Genomic DNA, 18157 nt, shown 5'->3' with positions numbered 1-18157 from the left:
CCTGAGATAGATCCAGATAGTTGATGTATCGGCAGAAAGTGGCTCAGGGATGAGCCATTCTCCACCGGGCCGAACTAGAAGTCTGTAAAGTTAGCGTCGATATTGCTGGCCGCGGCCGGCGCAAGACGTTGTGGAACGAAAGTATTCACCGCTGGAGCTTTTGCAATCGCCGGACGTACCACCGGCGCTTTGACTGGCTTGAGCACGGGCGTTACCACAGCCTTTTGCGAATGGCCACGTACGGTGACACCGGTCATGCGCGCCAGCCCCATCGCAACTCCACGTAGCCCATCGGACTGGGCATTCAGCTCTTGTGCCGCCGCAGCGCTTTCTTCCGCATTGGCTGCGTTCTTCTGGGTTCCACTCTCCATGCGGCCGATGGCGCGGCTGATCTGATCAATACCCTTGCCCTGCTCCTGGCTGCTCATGCGAATCTCATCGATCATGACCTTGATGCGGCCAAAGACCTCATTCACCTTTCGGCCGGAGCCAACCAGGGTGGTCATCCGCTCACGGCCTGCGGCGGTGTTGTCGACGGACTTCTTGATCAGGACCGAGGTCTCCTGCGCCGCCTGGGCGCAACGCTGAGCCAGATTGCGAACTTCTTCGGCGACGACGGCGAATCCCATACCGGCTTCACCGGCACGCGCGGCTTCGACTGCGGCGTTCAGTGCCAGAATGTTGGTCTGGAAAGCGATCTTATCGATCACTCCGATGATCTTGGCGATCTGTTCGCTGGACTCGCTCAGTGCATCCATAGCTTCCACGCACTGTTCGACGGCGTGATTGGCATCGTCACTATGGCGAACCGCTTCTGAGACCAGGGTGGTCGAACGATCCGAGTTCTCGGCATTGCGGCGGGCCATGGAGTTGATCTCCTCTGCCGAAGCGGAGGTCTCTTCGATCATTGCGGCCTGCTCAGAGGTATCTTTCGCCAGATTCTGGCTCGAGGTGGCAACCTGGGCCGACGCCTCAGTCACCTGATCGGAGCCTACTGAAAGCTCACGCACGGCGTGGCGCAGCTGGCGGTCGAGCGTGCGGACGATAAAGGCGATCAGAACTCCGGAAACGGCTCCGAGCACGAGCAGTGTGCCGATGAGCCAGTGTGCGAATCTGATTGCATCTTCTGCCTTGGTATTCGTCTTGCCCATGACGACCTTCTGGCGTTCCAGCATCTTCGAGCCGGACGCGTCGACATCTTGAAGGGCAGGCTCAAGTTCGCTCTCCGCAAACTGCGACGCCTCTTTGACCTGGTGAGCATGAATCAGCTCAAGATAGTGCGGGAACAACTGTGACGCCCTATCCAGCCTGGTGGTGGCTGCCTCCAGCGTCGGGCGGCCTTCTGCGGAAACACCCTGCTTCAGAATGGTGGCGATGTCCTCGCGCATCTTCTTCTCATACGTGTTGTACTCATCGATGGCCCGGCTCAGGCCTTCCGCATCATTGACCGACTCTTTGACCGCGATTCTGCGGCTGGCGGCGAGTATCTCGGTCGAGTGACCATTCGCCATGCCGGCGTTGTACATCTTGGTCGCGTCCTTAATGCCGAGCTCCCAAGTCAGTTCGCCAAGGCCACTAATCTCGTAAACGGCGAGTCCGCCCAGCAGGACTAGAAGAATCATCATGGTGCCGTATGAAATAAGAAGTTTCTGTTTCACGGTGTAGCGTTGCAGGTTCACGTTGGTGGCTCCGTTCCGCTGGGTTCAACAATTGAGCTCATCCAGCGTTCTCAGAACTCCTCATCGGCATCGCGTGCAGTATCTTGAAGCGATTCGATGCTCTTAGAGCATTTTCCCTGTGGGGGTAATGTAGGGCATCTGTATCGATGGGCATTTTCCGCAATGAAAACGCCGCCGCACGATCCTTCCGGGATACCTGGCAACAGGGAAAATGCTCGAATTCACCGGTTTTCCACCTATCGCCGGTTTTCTGGGAGCCGATAGCTGCAGTGAGGTCGCTATGCAGGTCGCTCTCCGAAAATATGCTGCATTGTTCGCGTCGGTGCTGCTCATTTTTGCGTGGGTTCTCCTGGTTATGGTGGCGGGCACGATACTGACGTCGTGGCACAGCCGCTCCATCACAGGGCCCCGTACTGCTCTGTCCAAAACATCTCGTGACATCGCCAGCGGGCTTGTCGCACTGGGAGGCAAGCGTCCGGCCTTCTCAGAGACCTCTCAGTCGTGGACGTCGAAGGTAACAGTGGTCTTTCCCGCCGATGCGACCCAGGGACACGCAATCGAGGGAGCGTTCTAATACTTTCACTCCGCCACCGTTCGTTCGACTCCATACCCCTCCTGCGCAGTCAGCGTGGGAGGGGTTTTTATGTCTGAAGATATTTTATAAATAAGATTAATCGCCACCATTTCTACCTGCTGGACCACCTTTCTTCAAAAATTTGTCGCTATCGTCGCTTTTTTAGAGACTGCATTGCGTCTATTTTGGCCTTCCATGCGTCGATAGGGCGGGAGTTTGATCTTCCCAATCGTCGATTAAGTCATTTATAAAAGAACGCGCTCCGGATTACGCCCGTTTGGACGTGTCTCCGGAACAACTCTTGGAAAGAATTCAATTGGCGGCAGGACAGTCGGAATGATGTCTTGGCGGAGATCTATTTACATCACGACAAGGTTTGGCCAATGACGATCTTCAACTCGAAACTTCGCCGAAGTGCACTGGTTGGCGGTTTTGCCGCGGCAGTGTCTTTATCGGTTTGGCTGTGTACCGGCAATCTTCATGTATCTGCCCAGCAGGCGCCGAGCGGAGAACACGGCGGGCAGGCTGAACCGCCTGCTCAGGGAGCCAGAAACCGTGGTGGCCTGGTGGCCTATCCCGATCGGCAGAAGGCGCCGCAGGAAGTCCTCGATCGTGGCAAGGCCACTTTCGGCGTGAACTGTGCCTTTTGCCATGGATCGGATGCAGGCGGTGGCTCCGTCGGCCCCAACCTATTGCGTTCTGAGATTGTGCTGCAGGATCAGAACGGCGAACTGATCGCTCCCATTGTGCATGGGGCCCGCGTTGATCGCGGCATGCCCAAGATCGATCTTACCGATGCTCAGGTCGCTGACGTTGCTGCCTGGCTGCACAGCTTGAAGGTCAGCAGCCGCGCTGTCATCACCGAAAAGATCAACATCGTGGTGGGCGACGCGAATACCGGCAAAGATACCTTCACCCACCTCTGCGGATCGTGCCATTCCGTGACCGGCGACCTTGCCGGGTTCGCCGCGAAGTACGCCGAACCGCGGGCGATGCAGCAGGCCTGGCTGTTGCCGGGGATGCCCGCCGGCCGTTTCCCAGGAGCCCCTGCCGGTTCTTCCGTGCCTCTGAAGGTGCCGCCGGTTACAGCCACCGTGACTCCGGCAAAGGGAACGCCTATCACCGGCAAGCTTGACGCCATTGATGATTTCTACGTCCAGGTCTCGACCGAGGATGGCGTCGCACATCGATTCCTGCGGGATAACGATCTTCCGAAGGTCGAGATCCACGATCCTCTTGCCGCCCATCGTGCAATGTTCCGCACCATCAAGGACAAAGAGATCCACGACATTACCGCTTATCTGGTGACGCTGAAATAAAGGGGACAAGGATGCGCGTACTAAGAACGTTTGCAGCAATTGCAGTGGCGGCCATGACCGTGGCTCCCGCCATGGCGCAGAAGGCGTGGCTGGATCCCGCCGATATCCTGAACCCCAAGCCCGATACCTGGCTGACCTACTCTGGCGACTACAGCGGCCGCCGCTACAGCTCTTTGAAAGACATCAACACTTCGAACGTTCATGGCCTCACCCTGGCATGGGTACAGCGCCTGAGCGCTGGTTCGGCCCCACCAAGCGCCGGTCCATTCTCGTTCGCTCCTCCGGCGCCTCCGACGACCGTAGGTGGTGTCGGTACGATCGAAGCCCCGATGGGCAGCGTGAAGGGCGCCATCCTGCAGGTCAATGGGGTGCTGTATGTCACTACGCCGGACAACGTGTGGGCGCTCGATGCCTACGATGGCCATGAGCTGTGGCACTACCTGTGGAAGACACGCGGCGGAACGCACATCGGCAACCGTGGCGTGGGCATGTGGCACGACCGTCTCTTCTTTGAGACCCCGGACAACTTCCTTGTGGCTCTGAACGCAACCACCGGTAAGGAGATCTGGCACAAGGAGATTGCTTCCTTCGATCTGCAGTACTTTTCCACCATGTCGCCGATCGTCGTTGGAGACCACCTGCTGGTCGGGACCGGCAACGACCTCGATGAGCCCGGCCTGCTGCAGTCCTTCAACCCGGAGACCGGGGACGTGGAGTGGAAGTGGTACGCCGTTCCGATGAAGGAAGGCGACCCGGGACTCGATACGTGGAAGAACCTCGACGCGGCCTCACACGGCGGCGGCAATGTTTGGGTGCCTGGATCATACGATCCGGAGACGCATCTTTATATCTTCGGCACGGGCAATCCGACCGCCGCATACACGTCGCAGCTTCGCGGGCCTGGCGCGAATCTCTACACCTGCTCGCTGGTGGCATTGAATGTCGAGACCGGCAAGATGGCCTGGTACTACCAAACCTCTCCACACGACACGCACGACTTCGACTCGACACAGACACCGGTGCTGACCGATGCCATGTTCGGTGGCAAGATGCGTAAGCTGGCCATCACGGCGGCCCGGAATGGCTACTTCTTCGTGCTCGATCGCGTGACGGGCGAGCATTTGCTGACCAGCAAGCTTGTCGACTCTCCAAACTGGGCGAAAGACACCCTCGACAAGAACGGTGCTCCCGACCGCGACCCGTCCAAGGACTTTGACCTTGGTGGAGCCTTGGTCTCTCCGGCCAACGGTGGCATCGTGAACTGGCCGCCGCCGGCGTACAGTCCGCAGACTGGCTACTTCTATGCACATGCACAGGAGAGCTATGCGATGTACTACCTGGCCACCACCGACCCTCGCGGAGCGATGGGACTCGGCGGTAAAGATGAGCTGAGCGTCGGCTCGCTGGGAAGCTACCTGGTTGCGATGGATCCGAAGACAGGCAAGCCGGCCTGGAAGCATCGCTATCCCGGTGTTACCGGAGGAGGCGGCGGGCTCAACGGTCTGCTGACAACCGCGGGAGGCCTTCTCTTTGCTTCGGATGCACGCGGCAACTTTGTCGCGCATGATGCAGCCACCGGTAAGGCTCTTTGGCACACACGCATCTCCACAACCAATGCTCCGGAGACCTACATGCTCGATGGTCATCAGTATGTTCTTGTTGCCGGCAGCGATACGGTATATGCCTTCCGCCTGCAGTAAGAGGCGTTTGGAAATCGGGAAGGGCCGCTTCGTTGTGTCGCGGTCCTTTCCTCTGGCTCAACGAAGTCTTTAGCCCTAAGGAGTGACGCATGCGGTATTCAAGACGTGAATTCGGCAAACTCGCAATCTCGAGCCTGCCGGTAGCAGCTGCCGTGGCAGCCAACCCGGCTCGTTTGTTTGCAGCCACGAAGCCCAACTCGAAGTTCAACGGCGTACAGATTGGTGTCATCAGCTACAGCTACCGGCAGATGCCGCAGCACGGCGTGCTGGATGACTTGAAGTACATGGTCGAGAACGGTATTAACGCCTGCGAGCTGGAAACGATTCAGGAGGAGTGGGCTGGAGCTCCCAAGCGCCCGATGATACAGCGTCCTGCAGGTCCGCCGCCTGCAGCCGGTGCGCCGCGTCCCGCAGGTCCACGACCGGAGATGACTGAGTACAACGAAGCTCTGACGAAGTGGCGTACGACCATGCCGATCTCGAAGTATGAAGAGCTGCGCAAGATCTATGCCGACGCCGGCGTCTGGATCTATGCCTTCAAGGCCGGCCTCACGATGCGAATGCCCGATGCGGAGTTCGACTACGTCTTCAACGCAGCCAAGGCCTGCGGAGCGAACCATGTCACCATGGAGATGCCCGACGGTCAGTCGGAGCTGACCAAGCGCATCGGCGAGTTCGGCGCGAAGCACAAGATGATGATCGGCTATCACGCGCACCTGCAGGCTTTGCCTACCACCTGGGATGAAGCCTGCGCACAGTCTCCCTACAACGGCATCAATCTTGATCTCGGCCATTACACGGCTGCCGGTAACAAAGACCAGATTGAGTTCGTGAAGAAGCACCACGATCGCATCACCAGCATGCACCTGAAGGATCGCAAGAGTAAGGAGCACGGTGAAGCCAACACACCCTGGGGCGAGGGCGACACACCGCTCAAGGAAGTGCTGCAGTTGATGAAGAAAGAAGGCTACAAGTTCCCGGCCACCATCGAGGTGGAGTACCCAATCCCAGATGGCTCGGATTCGGTGAAGGAAGTAGGGAAGTGCCTGGCGTATGCCAAAGCTGCACTGGCTTAGTATTCGCCTCTAGCAGCAAGAAAGCCCGCGGCAGTTGCCGCGGGCTTTCTATTGCTTACTCCAGGAGCTTAGGCCTCAGCACCGTTCTCTTCTTTGAAGGCGAAGAAGAAGAACACCAGCACCACAGCGGCGATGGATGCTGCAACCAGCCAGATCGAGGTCCATGCGTGTCCCCCGTCCGGAGAAGCGAACCTGTCGACGACCACGCCTGAAAGCCATGAGCCAAGCAACATGCCTACGCCGTAGGTGATCAGGGTGATCAGCCCCTGCGCCGCGCTGCGGTAGGCTGCCGGCGCCTTGTGGTCGGTGTAGATTTGACCTGTCACGAAGAAGAAGTCGTAGCAGATGCCGTGCAGCAGGATGCCAAGCAAGAGCATCCAGACGCCCGCTTGCGGATTTCCATAGGCAAAGAAGACATACCGCAGTACCCATGCTGAAATGCCCGCGATCAGCATCCACTTCACACCAAGCCGGCGGAAGAACCAGGGGATGAGCAGCATGCAGCCCATCTCCGACATCTGGCCGAACGTCATCTTGCCCGCGGCGTTCGCCACACCGATCTGGTTCAGAAAGGGATTCGTGAAGGCGTAATAGAACTGCAGCGGAATGCAGATCAGGAACGACGCCAGGGCAAATACCAGGAAGCTGCGATCACCGAACATCCGTCGCACTTCGACCGGAAACAGATTGCTCACCTTGAAGCTCTCTGTTGCCTGTGGAGGCGTATTGGGTAGAAGCAGCGAATACACCGCCATCACGATTGAACCGCCTGCCGCCAGCTTGAGCGGAAGCGCCGTCGCGTCGCCATGGAATCCGTAACTCACAAGGAGTCCCGCGCAGATCCAGCCGATAGTTCCCAGCACCCGGATCGGAGCAAACTCCGACTTCGGATGGTTCATCTGGCGGAAAGCAATCGCGTTTACCAGGCCAAGGGTCGGCATGTAGAGGATGGAGTATGCAAGCACCAGCCCGTACAGTGGAGCGAAGCTCGTCTGCAGCGACGCTGCATACATCAGCCCAGCTCCGACCAGGTGCAGCAGCGCCAGCATCTTCTCCGCGGCCATCAGGTTGTCCGCGACCCACCCCGCGAGGAAGGGCGACAGCACAGCACCGATGGCTGTGGTACCGGCAACCATTCCCGTCTGCACGCCATTGAAGTGGAGCGTCTGGCTAACCCAGGTTGTTACTGTCACATACCAGGAACCCCAGATGAAAAACTCCAAAAACATCATGGCGCTCAGCCGGAACCGCATCTGCATGTTCATCGGGAAGTCGTCTCTCCGGAATCAGTTTGAATTGTTTTATTGTGCGGCCAGGGACGCCGTGTTGGTCTCGCCCGCAACCGCAGGCAATTGGACCCGCTTCCACACGCTACCAGCTTCATGGCTCGCCAGCATAGCGTCGAGAACGTGGCTGAGGTATTCGGCATCCGCAAAGGTACAGACGGTCGCCGGACGATCGCCGGTTCGGATCCACTGGTAAATATCCGCAATGATGTTGCGGAAGGCGTCGGGCCAGCCCTCCTGGTGTCCGCCAGGTAGCGAGGCATAGGCTGCCGCACCCGGAAGCATCAGGCTGGGATCTTTCTTCAGAATCTCGTTCGGCCGGTTGTAGTGACCGATCCAGAGCTCATTCTGTTCTTCCTGCAGCCAGCGAAGGGAAGAAGTACGGCCATTGAGTTCGAGTTGCAGCCCGTTCTTGTGGCCGGACAATACCTGACCGACCGTAAAGCATCCACGCGCTCCGTTATCGAAGCGGACCAGCACGGATGCGAGATCTTCGCCGTTGACGGTGACTGGATGCCGTTCGCCTGTCTGGTTCTGTGAGAACGCCTCAGCGGAGGCGCCGCTGGTGTAGCGGGTCTTCACCACAGTTGTCATGTCCGCCAGGACCTCGATGATGCGCGCTCCGGCGACATGCTGTGCAAGATCGCACCAGTGCGAGCCAATGTCGGCAAGCGCGGAACTCACGCCCCCTTTGGACGGATCGGATCGCCAGGAATAGACCTGATCGTCCGTCATCCAGTCCTGCAGATACTGACCGTGCACGAAGAAGACACGTCCAAGCTTGTCCTGTTCCACCATCTGGCGTGCCTGCTGCACCAGGGGATTGCCGCGATAGTTAAAGGTGACGGCATTTACTACACCGGCGGCATCGGCTGCCGCACGCAATGTGGAGGCCTCGTTCGAGGTCATCGCCAGCGGTTTGTCGGAGATGACGTGTTTGCCTGCTTCCAGAGCTGCAAGGCTGACAGGGAAGTGCAGATGGTTCGGTGTCGTGTTGTGAATCACATCGATATCCGGCCGCGCGATCAGCTCGCGGTAGTCGCCATAGGAGGTCTCGATGTGGAGCAGATCAGCTTTCTTCCGTGCCGAGGCAGCACTGGAGCCGGCGATTGCGACGACATCCACGTCTCCAAGGCGGCGAACTGCGTCAATATGGTGCGGTGCAATGAACCCAGGCCCTACCAGTCCCATGGAGAGGCGTTTCGGTTGTGTTGACATCAGCAGCTTTTCCTCGGTTCCGGCAGCGGTACGACTGCCATAAATCCTGCCTAGGCGTGCACAGGTTTGTCAAAGATAAAACGAATGCGTCGAATGAACCGCGATTCTTTGCGGACAATTGTTAATTATCAAAATATATGGTGCCGTCATAGGTCGATTTTGAACGCGATAGTATTGCGGCGAGGGTAAATGGAATGCGACTTGGTGTCTTCGATCCCGTCTTTGCGAAACTGAGCCTGGCAGAGATGCTGACCGAGCTGAAACGCTATCCCCAGATCACGGCCATCGAGGTCGGTACCGGTGGCTGGCCTGGAAACAACCACATCGATATCGATGCTTGTCTGCAGTCCCCGGAAGTTGCCGCATCGTTCAAGCGGCAAATCGAAGATGCCGGACTGGTGATCAGCGCGCTCTCGTGCCACGGAAATCCCGTTCACCCCGATCGGACAATTGCCAAGGATTACGACACCGTCTTCCGGAAGACCGTTCGGCTGGCGGAGAAGTTGGGCGTTCCGGCGGTAGTGACCTTCTCCGGCTGCCCGGGAGGAGGGCCGGAAGAGGAGCGTCCGAACTGGATCACTACCCCCTGGCCGCCGGAGTACAGCGATATGCTGGCGTGGCAGTGGGAGCAGCAGTTGATCCCTTACTGGAAAGATGCCGGAGCATTCGCCGCCGATCACGGCATTGGAGTGGCGATCGAAGCGCATCCCGGTTTCTGTGTCTATAACCCTGAGACCGCCATGCAACTACGTTCCGAGGCAGGAAAGTCCATCGGCATCAATCTGGACCCGAGTCATTTTTACTGGCAGGGAATTGATCTCCCCGCGGCCATCGCCTATCTCGGAGAGGCCATCTTTCATGTGCATGCCAAAGACGTTGCCCTGAACGCTAGCAATGTGGCTCGCACGGGTGTTCTGGATGCAAAGAGCTATACCCGCATGCAGGAGCGCTCATGGCTCTTTCGCAGTGTGGGCTGGGGACATGACGAGCTTGAGTGGAAGCGGATTGCGTCAGCGTTGCGGCTGGCAGGCTACGACCACGTCATCAGCATCGAGCACGAGGATGCGCTGGCCTCGATCCGCGAAGGGCTGGCGGCTGCGGTCGCGACCTTGTCGCGCGTCATCCTGCAGGAACCGCCGGTTGAGGCATGGTGGGTATAGTCGCTTCTGCACCGCGGCGATGATGGATCGTGTCGATCATGGCAGCCGCGGTCAGGCGCGCCGCACCGACGGCTCCGGCATTGGTGCCCAACGGCGAGGAGAGCAACTGAACATCGTTCACTGACTTTTCCATGGCGCGCTGACGGACGACACGGCGAATCTGATCCAGCAGCAGCACGGGAGCGGCGCGGAAGAGTGCGCCGCCGAAGATAATCGCTTCGGGGTTCAGCAGGTTCACCAGGTCGGCCGCGGATGCGCCGATATGCGATGCTGCCTCCGAGAGGACGCGATAGGCGAGACTGTCATTCTCCTCAGCAGCCCTGGCGATGATCTCGATACTGATCTGGTCCATCTGGTTATTGGCCATCTCCAGCGTCTTGGAGATGACGCCTTTGCTGAGGGCTCTGCGGACCGATTCGATGATGGTTGCAGACGAGGCCATTGCCTCCAGGCAGCCGTTGTTGCCGCACAGGCAGAGCGGCCCGTTCTCATCGACAGTCATGTGCCCGAACTCGCCGGCGCTGCCGTTGAAGCCGCGATAGATGCTGCCGCCGATAAAGATGGAGGCGCCGATACCCATGCCGGCATCGACATAGACGAAGTCCTGAAAGTTCTGACCCGCACCCAGAAACCGTTCTGTCGTTGCAACGGCGCGCGCGCTGTCTTCCAGCAGGCAGGGAATACCGAAATAGTCCTCTACCAGCTTCTTCAGGGGAACATTCTTCCACTGTTCCGCGTGCCCCAGCCTGGGGTAGGAAAGCACCATGCCCTCTGCGACATCGATCACGCCGGAGAAGGCAACACCAATACCAAGAACCTTGCTGACTGGAATGCTGCAGGAAGCTAGAGTCTCGTCGATGAGCTGGAAGCAGCGGCTTAGGACAGCTTCGCGGCCGCGCCACATCTCCGTGGCTTCTTCCCGGTAGCCGAGCAGCTTGCCGTTCAGGTCTGTAACGGCAACGCGGAGATTGAAGGTTCCGATATCGACGCCGACCACGTTGCCGAGATCGGGATGTATGGTGAGCGAGATGCGCCTGCGCCCAACGACTTTGGCCGCGGACATCTCTTCCACAAGAAAGTCTTTTTCAACGAGCGCACCCACGACGCCGGTGATGTTGGCGGTGCTCAAACCCAGGCGGTGCGCCAGCTCGACACGGGAGATGGCGGGTTCGCGCTGGATCAGTTGCAGGACAGCCAGTTCGGTCTGTCTTCTGCTCGAGACACGTTCTTTATCATTCCCGGTGCGCGACATATCGTGACCATCATAAGCGAAGGAATCTCCCTTCGCGATGGCAAGTATAAGCCTGTGGGAATCCGATTGACGGGGGCTGGTAAAGGGGCTTACAACTTCGTATACGCAAATTGCGCCACTCGAACCAGCGCGCAGGAGAGCTTCCGTCGCATGATCCGCGATCCTGAAAAGCCGATCCGAACACGGCCTCTGCCGGATGAGTATCCAGGCGTTCATTCCATGGATGAGGACGAGGTCGAGGCGGCCGTCCGGGTTGTCCGAAGCAAGTCGCTCTATCGCTACTACGGCCTCAACCCGCAGCATGAGGTCTCTGCGTTTGAGGCGGAGTTTGCCCGGTTTATCGGCGTGCGACACGCCGTTGCGGTAACCAGTGGAACCTCAGCTTTACATACCGCGCTCTGCGCGCTGCAGGTTGGGCCGGGTGATGAGGTCATTATTCCCGCCTATATGTGGGTCTCAGTGGTTGCGGCGGTCGTGAATCTCGGAGCGATTCCGGTACTCGCTGAGATCGACGAGACCTTCGGCCTGGATCCTGCAGATGTGGAGCGTAAGATCACCCCGCGTACGGCAGGCATTATCGCGGTTCACATGAACGGATGTGCGGTGAACATCCCGCGGCTGGTGGCGATTGCCCACCGCCACAGTGTGTTCCTGCTGGAGGACTGTGCGCAGTGTGTCGGCGCCACGGTTGCCGGCCGTCGCGTCGGTACCTTCGGCGACGTCGCTATCTTCAGCTTCCAATTGAACAAGAACATGACGGTCGGCGAAGCCGGCGCGGTTGTGACGAACGACGAACTTCTCAATCGCCGGGTGGTGGCCATACAGGACTCGGGATACTCGCGCAGCGATACCGATGAACTGCAGATGGATGACGCCGCTTCCTATAGCTGGGGCCGCGGCGTCCGCATGGACGAGTTGCGTGCCGCCGTCTTGCGGGTGCAGTTGCGGAAGGTGGAGACGACGATCGAACGCATGCGGCACAGTAAGAACCGCATCCTTGAATCCCTCTATCCACGCCAGCAGGTCGCGTTTCGTCGCCGCATCGATCCGGCAGGCGACACCAGTTGCTTCCTGCTGACGATCTTCCCGCATCGGGATACAGCGAGAGAGATCAACCGCCTGATGCGGCTCCACGGCATCACCACGAAGTCGCCAGACACCAGCAATATTCTGCTGGCCAACTACGGCATGCACGTCTACTACAACATCCCCTCGCTGGTGCAGAAGATCGGGACCGGCAAGCACGGCTTTCCCTGGACGCTGGCAGAAAACCAGCACTCGGTCTACAGCTATGAGCGAGGCGCATGTCCTGCATCGGACGATCTCTTTGAACGTACCCAGTTGCTCGTGATTCCGTCGTGCCTGACGGCACAGGATGAAGAAGACATCATCGAATCGTTCCATCGAGCGATGGACGCTGTATTGGGGCCGGTGACCTCAATGACAAGCCGCCTCGATCAGAGAGAGTACCTAACCAGCCCCTGCGGCTAGTCTTGGGCGACGTGTCAGATGTCGTTCGTCTTGCTTAAGGAGACGGCTTCAGCCGCTGAGGTACCGGCAGTTATCGACCGGCTACTCCTATCAGTCAATAAGCCCTTAGGATGAAAGGGTGCCCAGACGTCCAGCCAAACCCAATGGCATTCGTGAGATCGCAACCGCGCTGGGCATTTCTATCGGCACGGTAGACCGTGCTCTTCACAACCGGCCCGGTATCAGCGAGCAGACACGTGAACGTGTGCTGCGCATGGCGAAGAAGCTGAATTACTCTCCGAATGTCGCGGCGCGACACCTGAAGCTCTCACGGACGCTTCGCTTCGGCATCTTTCTCCCGGAACGCGTCGCCGTCTTCTTCGATTCCATGCGAGCGGGAATGCGTCTTGCTGCCGAACGTCTGACGACTACGGCTCCTCTTGAGCTGCACTTTTTCAGCTTCCCGCGTCTGGGAGACGGTGACGTGGAGTGCATGGAGCGGGCTCGCTGGCGACAGTTCGATGGCATCGTGCTGGCCCCGGGCAATCCGTCGGCTCTATCGGCGCTGTTTCGCAGGGAGGACGCTCCTCCGATTCTCTTCATCGGCAGCGATGCGCCTTTGCTGGGGCGTATTGCGTCCGTCTCCGTAGATGCCACTGTCAGCGGCAATATCGCTGCAGATCTGCTGGGACGTGTGCTCCCCGACGCAGCGAAGGTGGCGATGATCGCCGGAGACCTCCGCATCCAGGACCACAGTGAAAAGCTGCGCGGCTTCTCCGCTTCGCTGGCTGTTCATGCGCCTCATCTCAGGCTGCTGCCGCCATTGGAGTCCCACGAAAACCCCGAGGAAGGTTATCAGGCGGCACGCAGGCTCTTTCGGCGTCATCGCGATCTCGGCGGCATCTATCTGGGAACAGCGAATAGCCTTCCGGTGCTACGTGCCGCCGATGAGGCAAAGCTCCTGGGCCGATTGAAGATCGTCACGACTGACATCTTCCCGGAACTGATCCCTCTTATTGAAACCGACCGGATTCTCTGCTCTGTGCATCAGCGGCCGTTTACACAGGGTCGTATGGCGATCGAGCTGCTCTATGCCCATCTGTTGGGGCTGAAGACGGTTCCGCCGGTTATCAGGCTGGCGCCGCATCTGGTGCTTCGCAGCAATCTATCGCTCTTCGCCGACGGGTTGGATCAGGACATCCAATTGCCGGAGTAGCGGCTGAGCGATCGCTGATAAAAGTGAAAAATTCTCGGTCTATCTTTCGGTGTATTCCTTTTCGTGTACGTTACCGGGTAAGATGCGAAAATAACCTGAGCAGCTTGCTCCGCCGTTGTTATCTTGTCTTGAATTTTATTTTTGGAATGGGTGACATCCCTTTGAGTACATCGTTTTCAACTCAGCACGAGACCGTCTTCCGTGCTCCCGCGCGCGTAAACCTGCTGGGCGAGCATACTGACTACAGCGGCGGCTATGTGCTTCCAATCGCGATTCCGTACTACACCGAAGTCAAGATCGCCGACGGCGACAGCCGTCACTATTTGTTCCGCAGCCATCAGTTCGCCGGTATTGCCGAGGGAGGCTGGAAGGACCTGCAGGAGCGTCGTCATGCCTGGAGTGACTATCCGGTCGGTGTGTTGCACGAGCTGGTAAAGCTTGGTATCTCCCCACCGCCTTTCGTCATGGACGTCAGTGGCAATGTTCCTCTGGGCGCGGGGCTGAGCTCGTCCGCTTCCATCGAGGTCGCCTCCTGCCTTGCCATGCTGCACCGCAGCGGCAAGACGATGACCGATGCCGAAATCGCGTTGCTCTGCCAGAGAGCAGAGAACATCTTTGTGCAGTCACCGTGCGGCATCATGGATCAGTTTGTTGTTACGGCCGCGAAGCAGGGGCATGCGCTGCTGCTGCAGACACGCGATCTGACCTACGACCTGGTACCGGTGATCAGTGGTGCGCTTGCGGATCTGCGGATCGTTGCCTGCAACTCTCTGGTGAAACATTCCATCGCCGCCGGCGACTATGGCAGCCGCCGTAAAGGTGTTGAGACAGGGCAGCAGGTGCTGCGGGAGCGTTTCCCCGGGCTTCGCGATCTCGGCGATGCCACGCTTGAACAGTTGGAGCAGTGTGCCGGCCAGATGCCGGAAGATGCCTACAAACGTTGCCGCCATGTGATCTCTGAAAATGGCCGCGTCATGGCCGCACGTGAGGCACTGCTTGCGGGGGATGCCAAGCGTTTCGGTGAACTGATGCTGGGCTCGCATGTCAGCCAGAGAGACGACTTCGAATGCAGCTGCGAAGAGATCGACTTCCTGGTTGAGACGGCGATGACCCTGCAGGGATGCGTGGGAGCACGTCTGACCGGTGGCGGCTTTGGCGGCTGCACCGTAAATCTGGTTCGCAAGGAAGATGTGGATGCGTTTACGGCATCCATCAAGGACGCATATCACCAACGCTTCGGCGTTCATCCGGAAATCTACGTTTGCGATGCCGTCGATGGAGCCGTCAAGCTGGCGGCAAAGGAGCGTGCCTGATGGAAACACTCTGGTTGCAAACTCCGCATCGCCGCTGGAATCCGCTACGCCGGGAGTGGGTTCTGGTATCGCCACATCGCACGCAACGCCCATGGCAGGGACAGATGGAGACACCGGCTGTTCCCGCGCCCATCACTTACGATCCCACGTGCTATCTGTGCCCAGGCAACATGCGCGCCAACGGAGAGCGCACACCGCAGTACGAGAGCACATATGTCTTTCAGAACGACTTCGCGGCGTTGAAACAGGATGCGCCGCAGGCGCAGTTTGACCTGGGAGAGGGCCTTCTGCGGGCAGAGACGGAGCGGGGCATCTGCCGTGTGCTCTGTTTCGATCCCCGGCATGACCTCACGTTAGCGACGATGGAAGTCGAGAAGATTCGCAATGTCGTGGATATGTGGACCGCTCAGGCCGAGGAGCTGGGAGCTCGTCCGGAGATTCAGTACGTCCAGATCTTCGAAAATCGCGGAGCGATGATGGGAGCCAGTAACCCACACCCCCACGGACAGGTCTGGGCCACGGAACATATTCCGAACGAGCCGTTAACGGAGCTCGCCGCACAGAAAGAATACTTCGCGAAGTCGCAGGAGCCGCTGCTCGCGACGTACCTGAGCACCGAGCTCGAAGAAGATGAACGTATTGTCGCTTCGAACGAGACGTGGGTCGTGGTTGTGCCGTTCTGGGCGGTATGGCCTTTCGAGACGCTGTTACTGCCCCGTCGCTCGGTAGCATCCTTTACGGATCTGAGCCCCGAAGAGCGTGATGGACTTGCGGGCATCCTGCACACGATTGCGGCAGGGTATAACCGGGTTTTCGATACGCCGTTCCCCTACTCGATGGGCTTTCATCCTGCTCCTTCGGATGGCGAACCGCATCCGGAGTGGACTCTGCATGCGCATTTCTTTCCGCCGCTGCTACGCTCAGCAACGGTACGGAAGTTCATGGTCGGCTTTGAGCTGCTGGGTTCGCCGCAACGCGATATCACACCGGAGTCTGCGGCGGCAACGCTTCGCACAGTGATGCAGACTTCCTAACACGCATCCTCAAGATGCGCCTCATTTGTTCTTTTGCCTGAGCTAAGGCAAGAATGAACCAGAGCCGCATTCCTCTTTCGGAGCGGCTCTGAGGGAGACCGGAGTGCGTCGTCGTGAGTTGCTGCAACATGGGCTTGGTGCCGCTGCCTTACTTTCGTCCCGATCAGTCTTTGCATGGGCGTCGACCGGGTCGAGGCCAGTGGTTCGCACCACTGCGGGCGACGTTCGCGGTACAGTCCGCGACGGCATCGCCGGCTTTCTGGGAATTCCTTACGGTGCTGATACGAAGGCACGCCGCTTCCAGCCGGCGATTCCAGTAGCACCCTGGAAAGGCATTCGCGATGCGACAGCATGGGGAGACCGATCTCCACAGCTCGGTGGAGGACGCGCCCGCCGCGAAGAAACACGCACGAACGCTGAGACCTACCATCTGCCGCCCGACGAAGGCGAGATCAGCGAAGACTGCCTCCATCTGAATGTCTGGACTCCGTTGCCTTCGCGTGTTGGTCATGAACGGCGGCCAGTTCTGTTTTATATCCATGGCGGGGCCTACAACAGCGGCACCGTCAACGCGGCTCTCTATGACGGAACACGGCTGGCCCGTCGCGGTGACGCGGTGGTGGTGACCGTCAATCACCGTCTGAATGCCTTCGGATTTCTTTATCTCGCCGAGCTGATGGATGATCCGGTGTATGCAGACTCCGGGAACGTGGGCATGCTGGATCTGGTGCTGGCATTGCGCTGGGTGCGCGACAACATCGCAGGCTTTGGCGGCGACCCAAACCGGGTCACGATCTGGGGACAGTCTGGTGGAGGAGCGAAGTGTGCCACGCTGATGGCCATGCCAACGGCGCACGGTCTTTTTCATCGCGTCATGAGCATGAGCGGCCAGCAGGTTACCGCGGCCCCAAAGAAGATCGCTAGCGAACGTACACGTGCCTTTTTGGCAAAGCTTGGGTTGGATCACGTCCCCGGCAGCGACTTGCGGCAGAAGCTTGATGCGCTGTCGCTCGAGGCACTGGAAGAAGCCGCGCGTGTCAGCAGTGCCTGGCTTCCGGTTGTCGATGGTGGTGCGCTGCCGCGCCATCCGTTTGATCCCGATACGCCTCCGCTCTCCGCAAATGTCCCCATGATCCTCGGAAACACACATGACGAGACCCGCGGCCTGATCGGCGGCTCGCAGCCTGCTCTTTTCTCGCTGACGTGGGAGGAGGTTCCGGCGGCGCTGACGAAGAACGTTGGCAGCTTCCTCGGCTTTATCGATCCTAAGGACGTTGTAGCGAAATATCGGGGCTGGTATCCGCAGTACTCGCCCTCAGATGTGTTCTTTGCTGCGGCGACTGCATTCCGGTCATGGCCGGGGCAGGTGATTGAAGCGGAGCGACGTGCGCAGAGTCCCGCTGCAAGCCGCACCTGGGTTTATCAGATGAATTGGCCGTCGCCGGTAGCAGGCGGAAAATTTGGCGCGCCGCATACGCTCGATATCCCGTTTTACTTCGATAACCTCGCACTCGCGCCCGGGATGGTCGGCGCATCTGCTGACGATGTGCGCCGTGCCCAGCCGTTGGCCGATGCCATGAGCGAAACCCTGCTGGCCTACGCCAGAACCGGGAATCCAAACAACCCTGCGATACCGCAGTGGCCCTTCTATGATCTATCGAAGCGTTTCACGATGACTTGGGATAATAAGCCGTCAGTTGTCCCCGATCCTCGCGGGGAAGAACGAAAATTTGCGGCACAAGCCCACTACCGCCAGCCTGGGACGTAATCGGCTTCTATATAGAAACGTTTCGATTTGATTTGACGGAAGGAAATCCCGATCCTTATAGTTCAGGCACGCCCTAGGGTGTATCCCCTTGC

At 58.8% G+C, this 18157-nt stretch carries 14 protein-coding genes; 10 read left to right on the top strand and 4 right to left on the bottom strand.

Annotated elements, in window-relative coordinates:
• Positions 1 to 74: 74 nt before the first annotated feature.
• Positions 75 to 1679, bottom strand: a complete 1605-nt coding sequence (locus tag AB4Y89_RS19640) for a methyl-accepting chemotaxis protein (RefSeq protein ID WP_442302638.1) — start codon at positions 1677 to 1679, stop codon at positions 75 to 77.
• A 211-nt stretch (positions 1680 to 1890) separates the two neighbouring features.
• Between AB4Y89_RS19640 and AB4Y89_RS19635 the strand changes: the two genes are divergently transcribed.
• The 4 genes from AB4Y89_RS19635 (at position 1891) to AB4Y89_RS19620 (ending at position 6348) form a co-directional block, all read left to right on the top strand.
• Complete coding sequence (locus tag AB4Y89_RS19635; RefSeq protein WP_442302637.1) at positions 1891 to 2253, top strand: hypothetical protein; 363 nt, start codon at positions 1891 to 1893, stop codon at positions 2251 to 2253.
• Between the two features lie 383 nt (positions 2254 to 2636).
• Positions 2637 to 3572 (top strand): c-type cytochrome, encoded by a 936-nt coding sequence (locus AB4Y89_RS19630; protein ID WP_442302636.1) that lies wholly within the window; start codon positions 2637 to 2639, stop codon positions 3570 to 3572.
• Positions 3573 to 3583: 11 nt separating this feature from the next.
• Positions 3584 to 5272 (top strand): acido-empty-quinoprotein group A, encoded by a 1689-nt coding sequence (locus AB4Y89_RS19625; RefSeq protein WP_442302635.1) that lies wholly within the window; start codon positions 3584 to 3586, stop codon positions 5270 to 5272.
• 89 nt (positions 5273 to 5361) lie between these two features.
• A complete protein-coding gene (locus AB4Y89_RS19620; protein WP_442302634.1) occupies positions 5362 to 6348 on the top strand; it encodes a sugar phosphate isomerase/epimerase family protein in 987 nt (328 codons plus the stop codon).
• Between the two features lie 68 nt (positions 6349 to 6416).
• On the opposite strand, the gene AB4Y89_RS19615 is transcribed toward AB4Y89_RS19620, so the two are convergent.
• Both AB4Y89_RS19615 and AB4Y89_RS19610 read right to left on the bottom strand, forming a co-directional pair.
• Positions 6417 to 7613: an MFS transporter gene (locus tag AB4Y89_RS19615; RefSeq protein WP_442302633.1), complete on the bottom strand. Its 1197-nt coding sequence runs from the start codon at positions 7611 to 7613 to the stop codon at positions 6417 to 6419.
• 36 nt (positions 7614 to 7649) lie between these two features.
• Complete coding sequence (locus tag AB4Y89_RS19610) at positions 7650 to 8852, bottom strand: Gfo/Idh/MocA family protein (protein WP_442302632.1); 1203 nt, start codon at positions 8850 to 8852, stop codon at positions 7650 to 7652.
• A gap of 194 nt (positions 8853 to 9046) precedes the next feature.
• Between AB4Y89_RS19610 and AB4Y89_RS19605 the strand changes: the two genes are divergently transcribed.
• Positions 9047 to 10012 (top strand): sugar phosphate isomerase/epimerase family protein, encoded by a 966-nt coding sequence (locus AB4Y89_RS19605; protein WP_442302631.1) that lies wholly within the window; start codon positions 9047 to 9049, stop codon positions 10010 to 10012.
• On the opposite strand, the gene AB4Y89_RS19600 is transcribed toward AB4Y89_RS19605, so the two are convergent.
• A complete protein-coding gene (locus tag AB4Y89_RS19600; RefSeq protein WP_442302630.1) occupies positions 9972 to 11264 on the bottom strand; it encodes an ROK family transcriptional regulator in 1293 nt (430 codons plus the stop codon). The genes AB4Y89_RS19605 and AB4Y89_RS19600 overlap by 41 nt on opposite strands.
• A 150-nt stretch (positions 11265 to 11414) precedes the next feature.
• Between AB4Y89_RS19600 and AB4Y89_RS19595 the strand changes: the two genes are divergently transcribed.
• The 5 genes from AB4Y89_RS19595 to AB4Y89_RS19575 all read left to right on the top strand — a co-directional run bounded on the left by AB4Y89_RS19595 (position 11415) and on the right by AB4Y89_RS19575 (position 18065).
• Complete coding sequence (locus tag AB4Y89_RS19595) at positions 11415 to 12755, top strand: DegT/DnrJ/EryC1/StrS family aminotransferase (RefSeq protein WP_442302629.1); 1341 nt, start codon at positions 11415 to 11417, stop codon at positions 12753 to 12755.
• A 118-nt stretch (positions 12756 to 12873) separates the two neighbouring features.
• A complete protein-coding gene (locus AB4Y89_RS19590) occupies positions 12874 to 13950 on the top strand; it encodes a substrate-binding domain-containing protein (protein ID WP_442302628.1) in 1077 nt (358 codons plus the stop codon).
• A gap of 161 nt (positions 13951 to 14111) precedes the next feature.
• Positions 14112 to 15263, top strand: coding sequence for a galactokinase (galK, locus tag AB4Y89_RS19585; RefSeq protein WP_442302627.1), 1152 nt, complete (start codon positions 14112 to 14114; stop codon positions 15261 to 15263).
• On the top strand, positions 15263 to 16297 hold the full coding sequence (locus AB4Y89_RS19580; RefSeq protein ID WP_442302626.1) for a UDP-glucose--hexose-1-phosphate uridylyltransferase: 1035 nt from the start codon (positions 15263 to 15265) through the stop codon (positions 16295 to 16297). Before galK ends, AB4Y89_RS19580 begins: the two co-directional genes overlap by 1 nt.
• A 103-nt stretch (positions 16298 to 16400) precedes the next feature.
• Positions 16401 to 18065, top strand: a complete 1665-nt coding sequence (locus tag AB4Y89_RS19575) for a carboxylesterase/lipase family protein (RefSeq protein ID WP_442302625.1) — start codon at positions 16401 to 16403, stop codon at positions 18063 to 18065.
• Positions 18066 to 18157 lie beyond the last annotated feature (92 nt).

The sequence above is a fragment of the Terriglobus sp. 2YAB30_2 genome (genome assembly GCF_052114765.1).
GTDB lineage: Bacteria > Acidobacteriota > Terriglobia > Terriglobales > Acidobacteriaceae > Terriglobus.
Note: the sequence above shows the minus strand (reverse complement) of the source record. Positions and strands in the feature narration are given on the sequence as shown.

Excerpts from the sequence above, each read along its gene's own strand:
- AB4Y89_RS19615 (WP_442302633.1), bottom strand. The coding sequence starts at position 7,613 with ATGAACATGCAGATGCGGTTCCGGCTGAGCGCCATGATGTTTTTGGAG.
- AB4Y89_RS19630 (WP_442302636.1), top strand. The coding sequence starts at position 2,637 with ATGACGATCTTCAACTCGAAACTTCGCCGAAGTGCACTGGTTGGCGGT.
- AB4Y89_RS19625 (WP_442302635.1), top strand. The coding sequence starts at position 3,584 with ATGCGCGTACTAAGAACGTTTGCAGCAATTGCAGTGGCGGCCATGACC.
- AB4Y89_RS19620 (WP_442302634.1), top strand. The coding sequence starts at position 5,362 with ATGCGGTATTCAAGACGTGAATTCGGCAAACTCGCAATCTCGAGCCTG.
- AB4Y89_RS19595 (WP_442302629.1), top strand. The coding sequence starts at position 11,415 with ATGATCCGCGATCCTGAAAAGCCGATCCGAACACGGCCTCTGCCGGAT.
- AB4Y89_RS19610 (WP_442302632.1), bottom strand. The coding sequence starts at position 8,852 with ATGTCAACACAACCGAAACGCCTCTCCATGGGACTGGTAGGGCCTGGG.
- AB4Y89_RS19580 (WP_442302626.1), top strand. The coding sequence starts at position 15,263 with ATGGAAACACTCTGGTTGCAAACTCCGCATCGCCGCTGGAATCCGCTA.
- AB4Y89_RS19605 (WP_442302631.1), top strand. The coding sequence starts at position 9,047 with ATGCGACTTGGTGTCTTCGATCCCGTCTTTGCGAAACTGAGCCTGGCA.
- AB4Y89_RS19600 (WP_442302630.1), bottom strand. The coding sequence starts at position 11,264 with ATGTCGCGCACCGGGAATGATAAAGAACGTGTCTCGAGCAGAAGACAG.
- AB4Y89_RS19635 (WP_442302637.1), top strand. The coding sequence starts at position 1,891 with ATGCTCGAATTCACCGGTTTTCCACCTATCGCCGGTTTTCTGGGAGCC.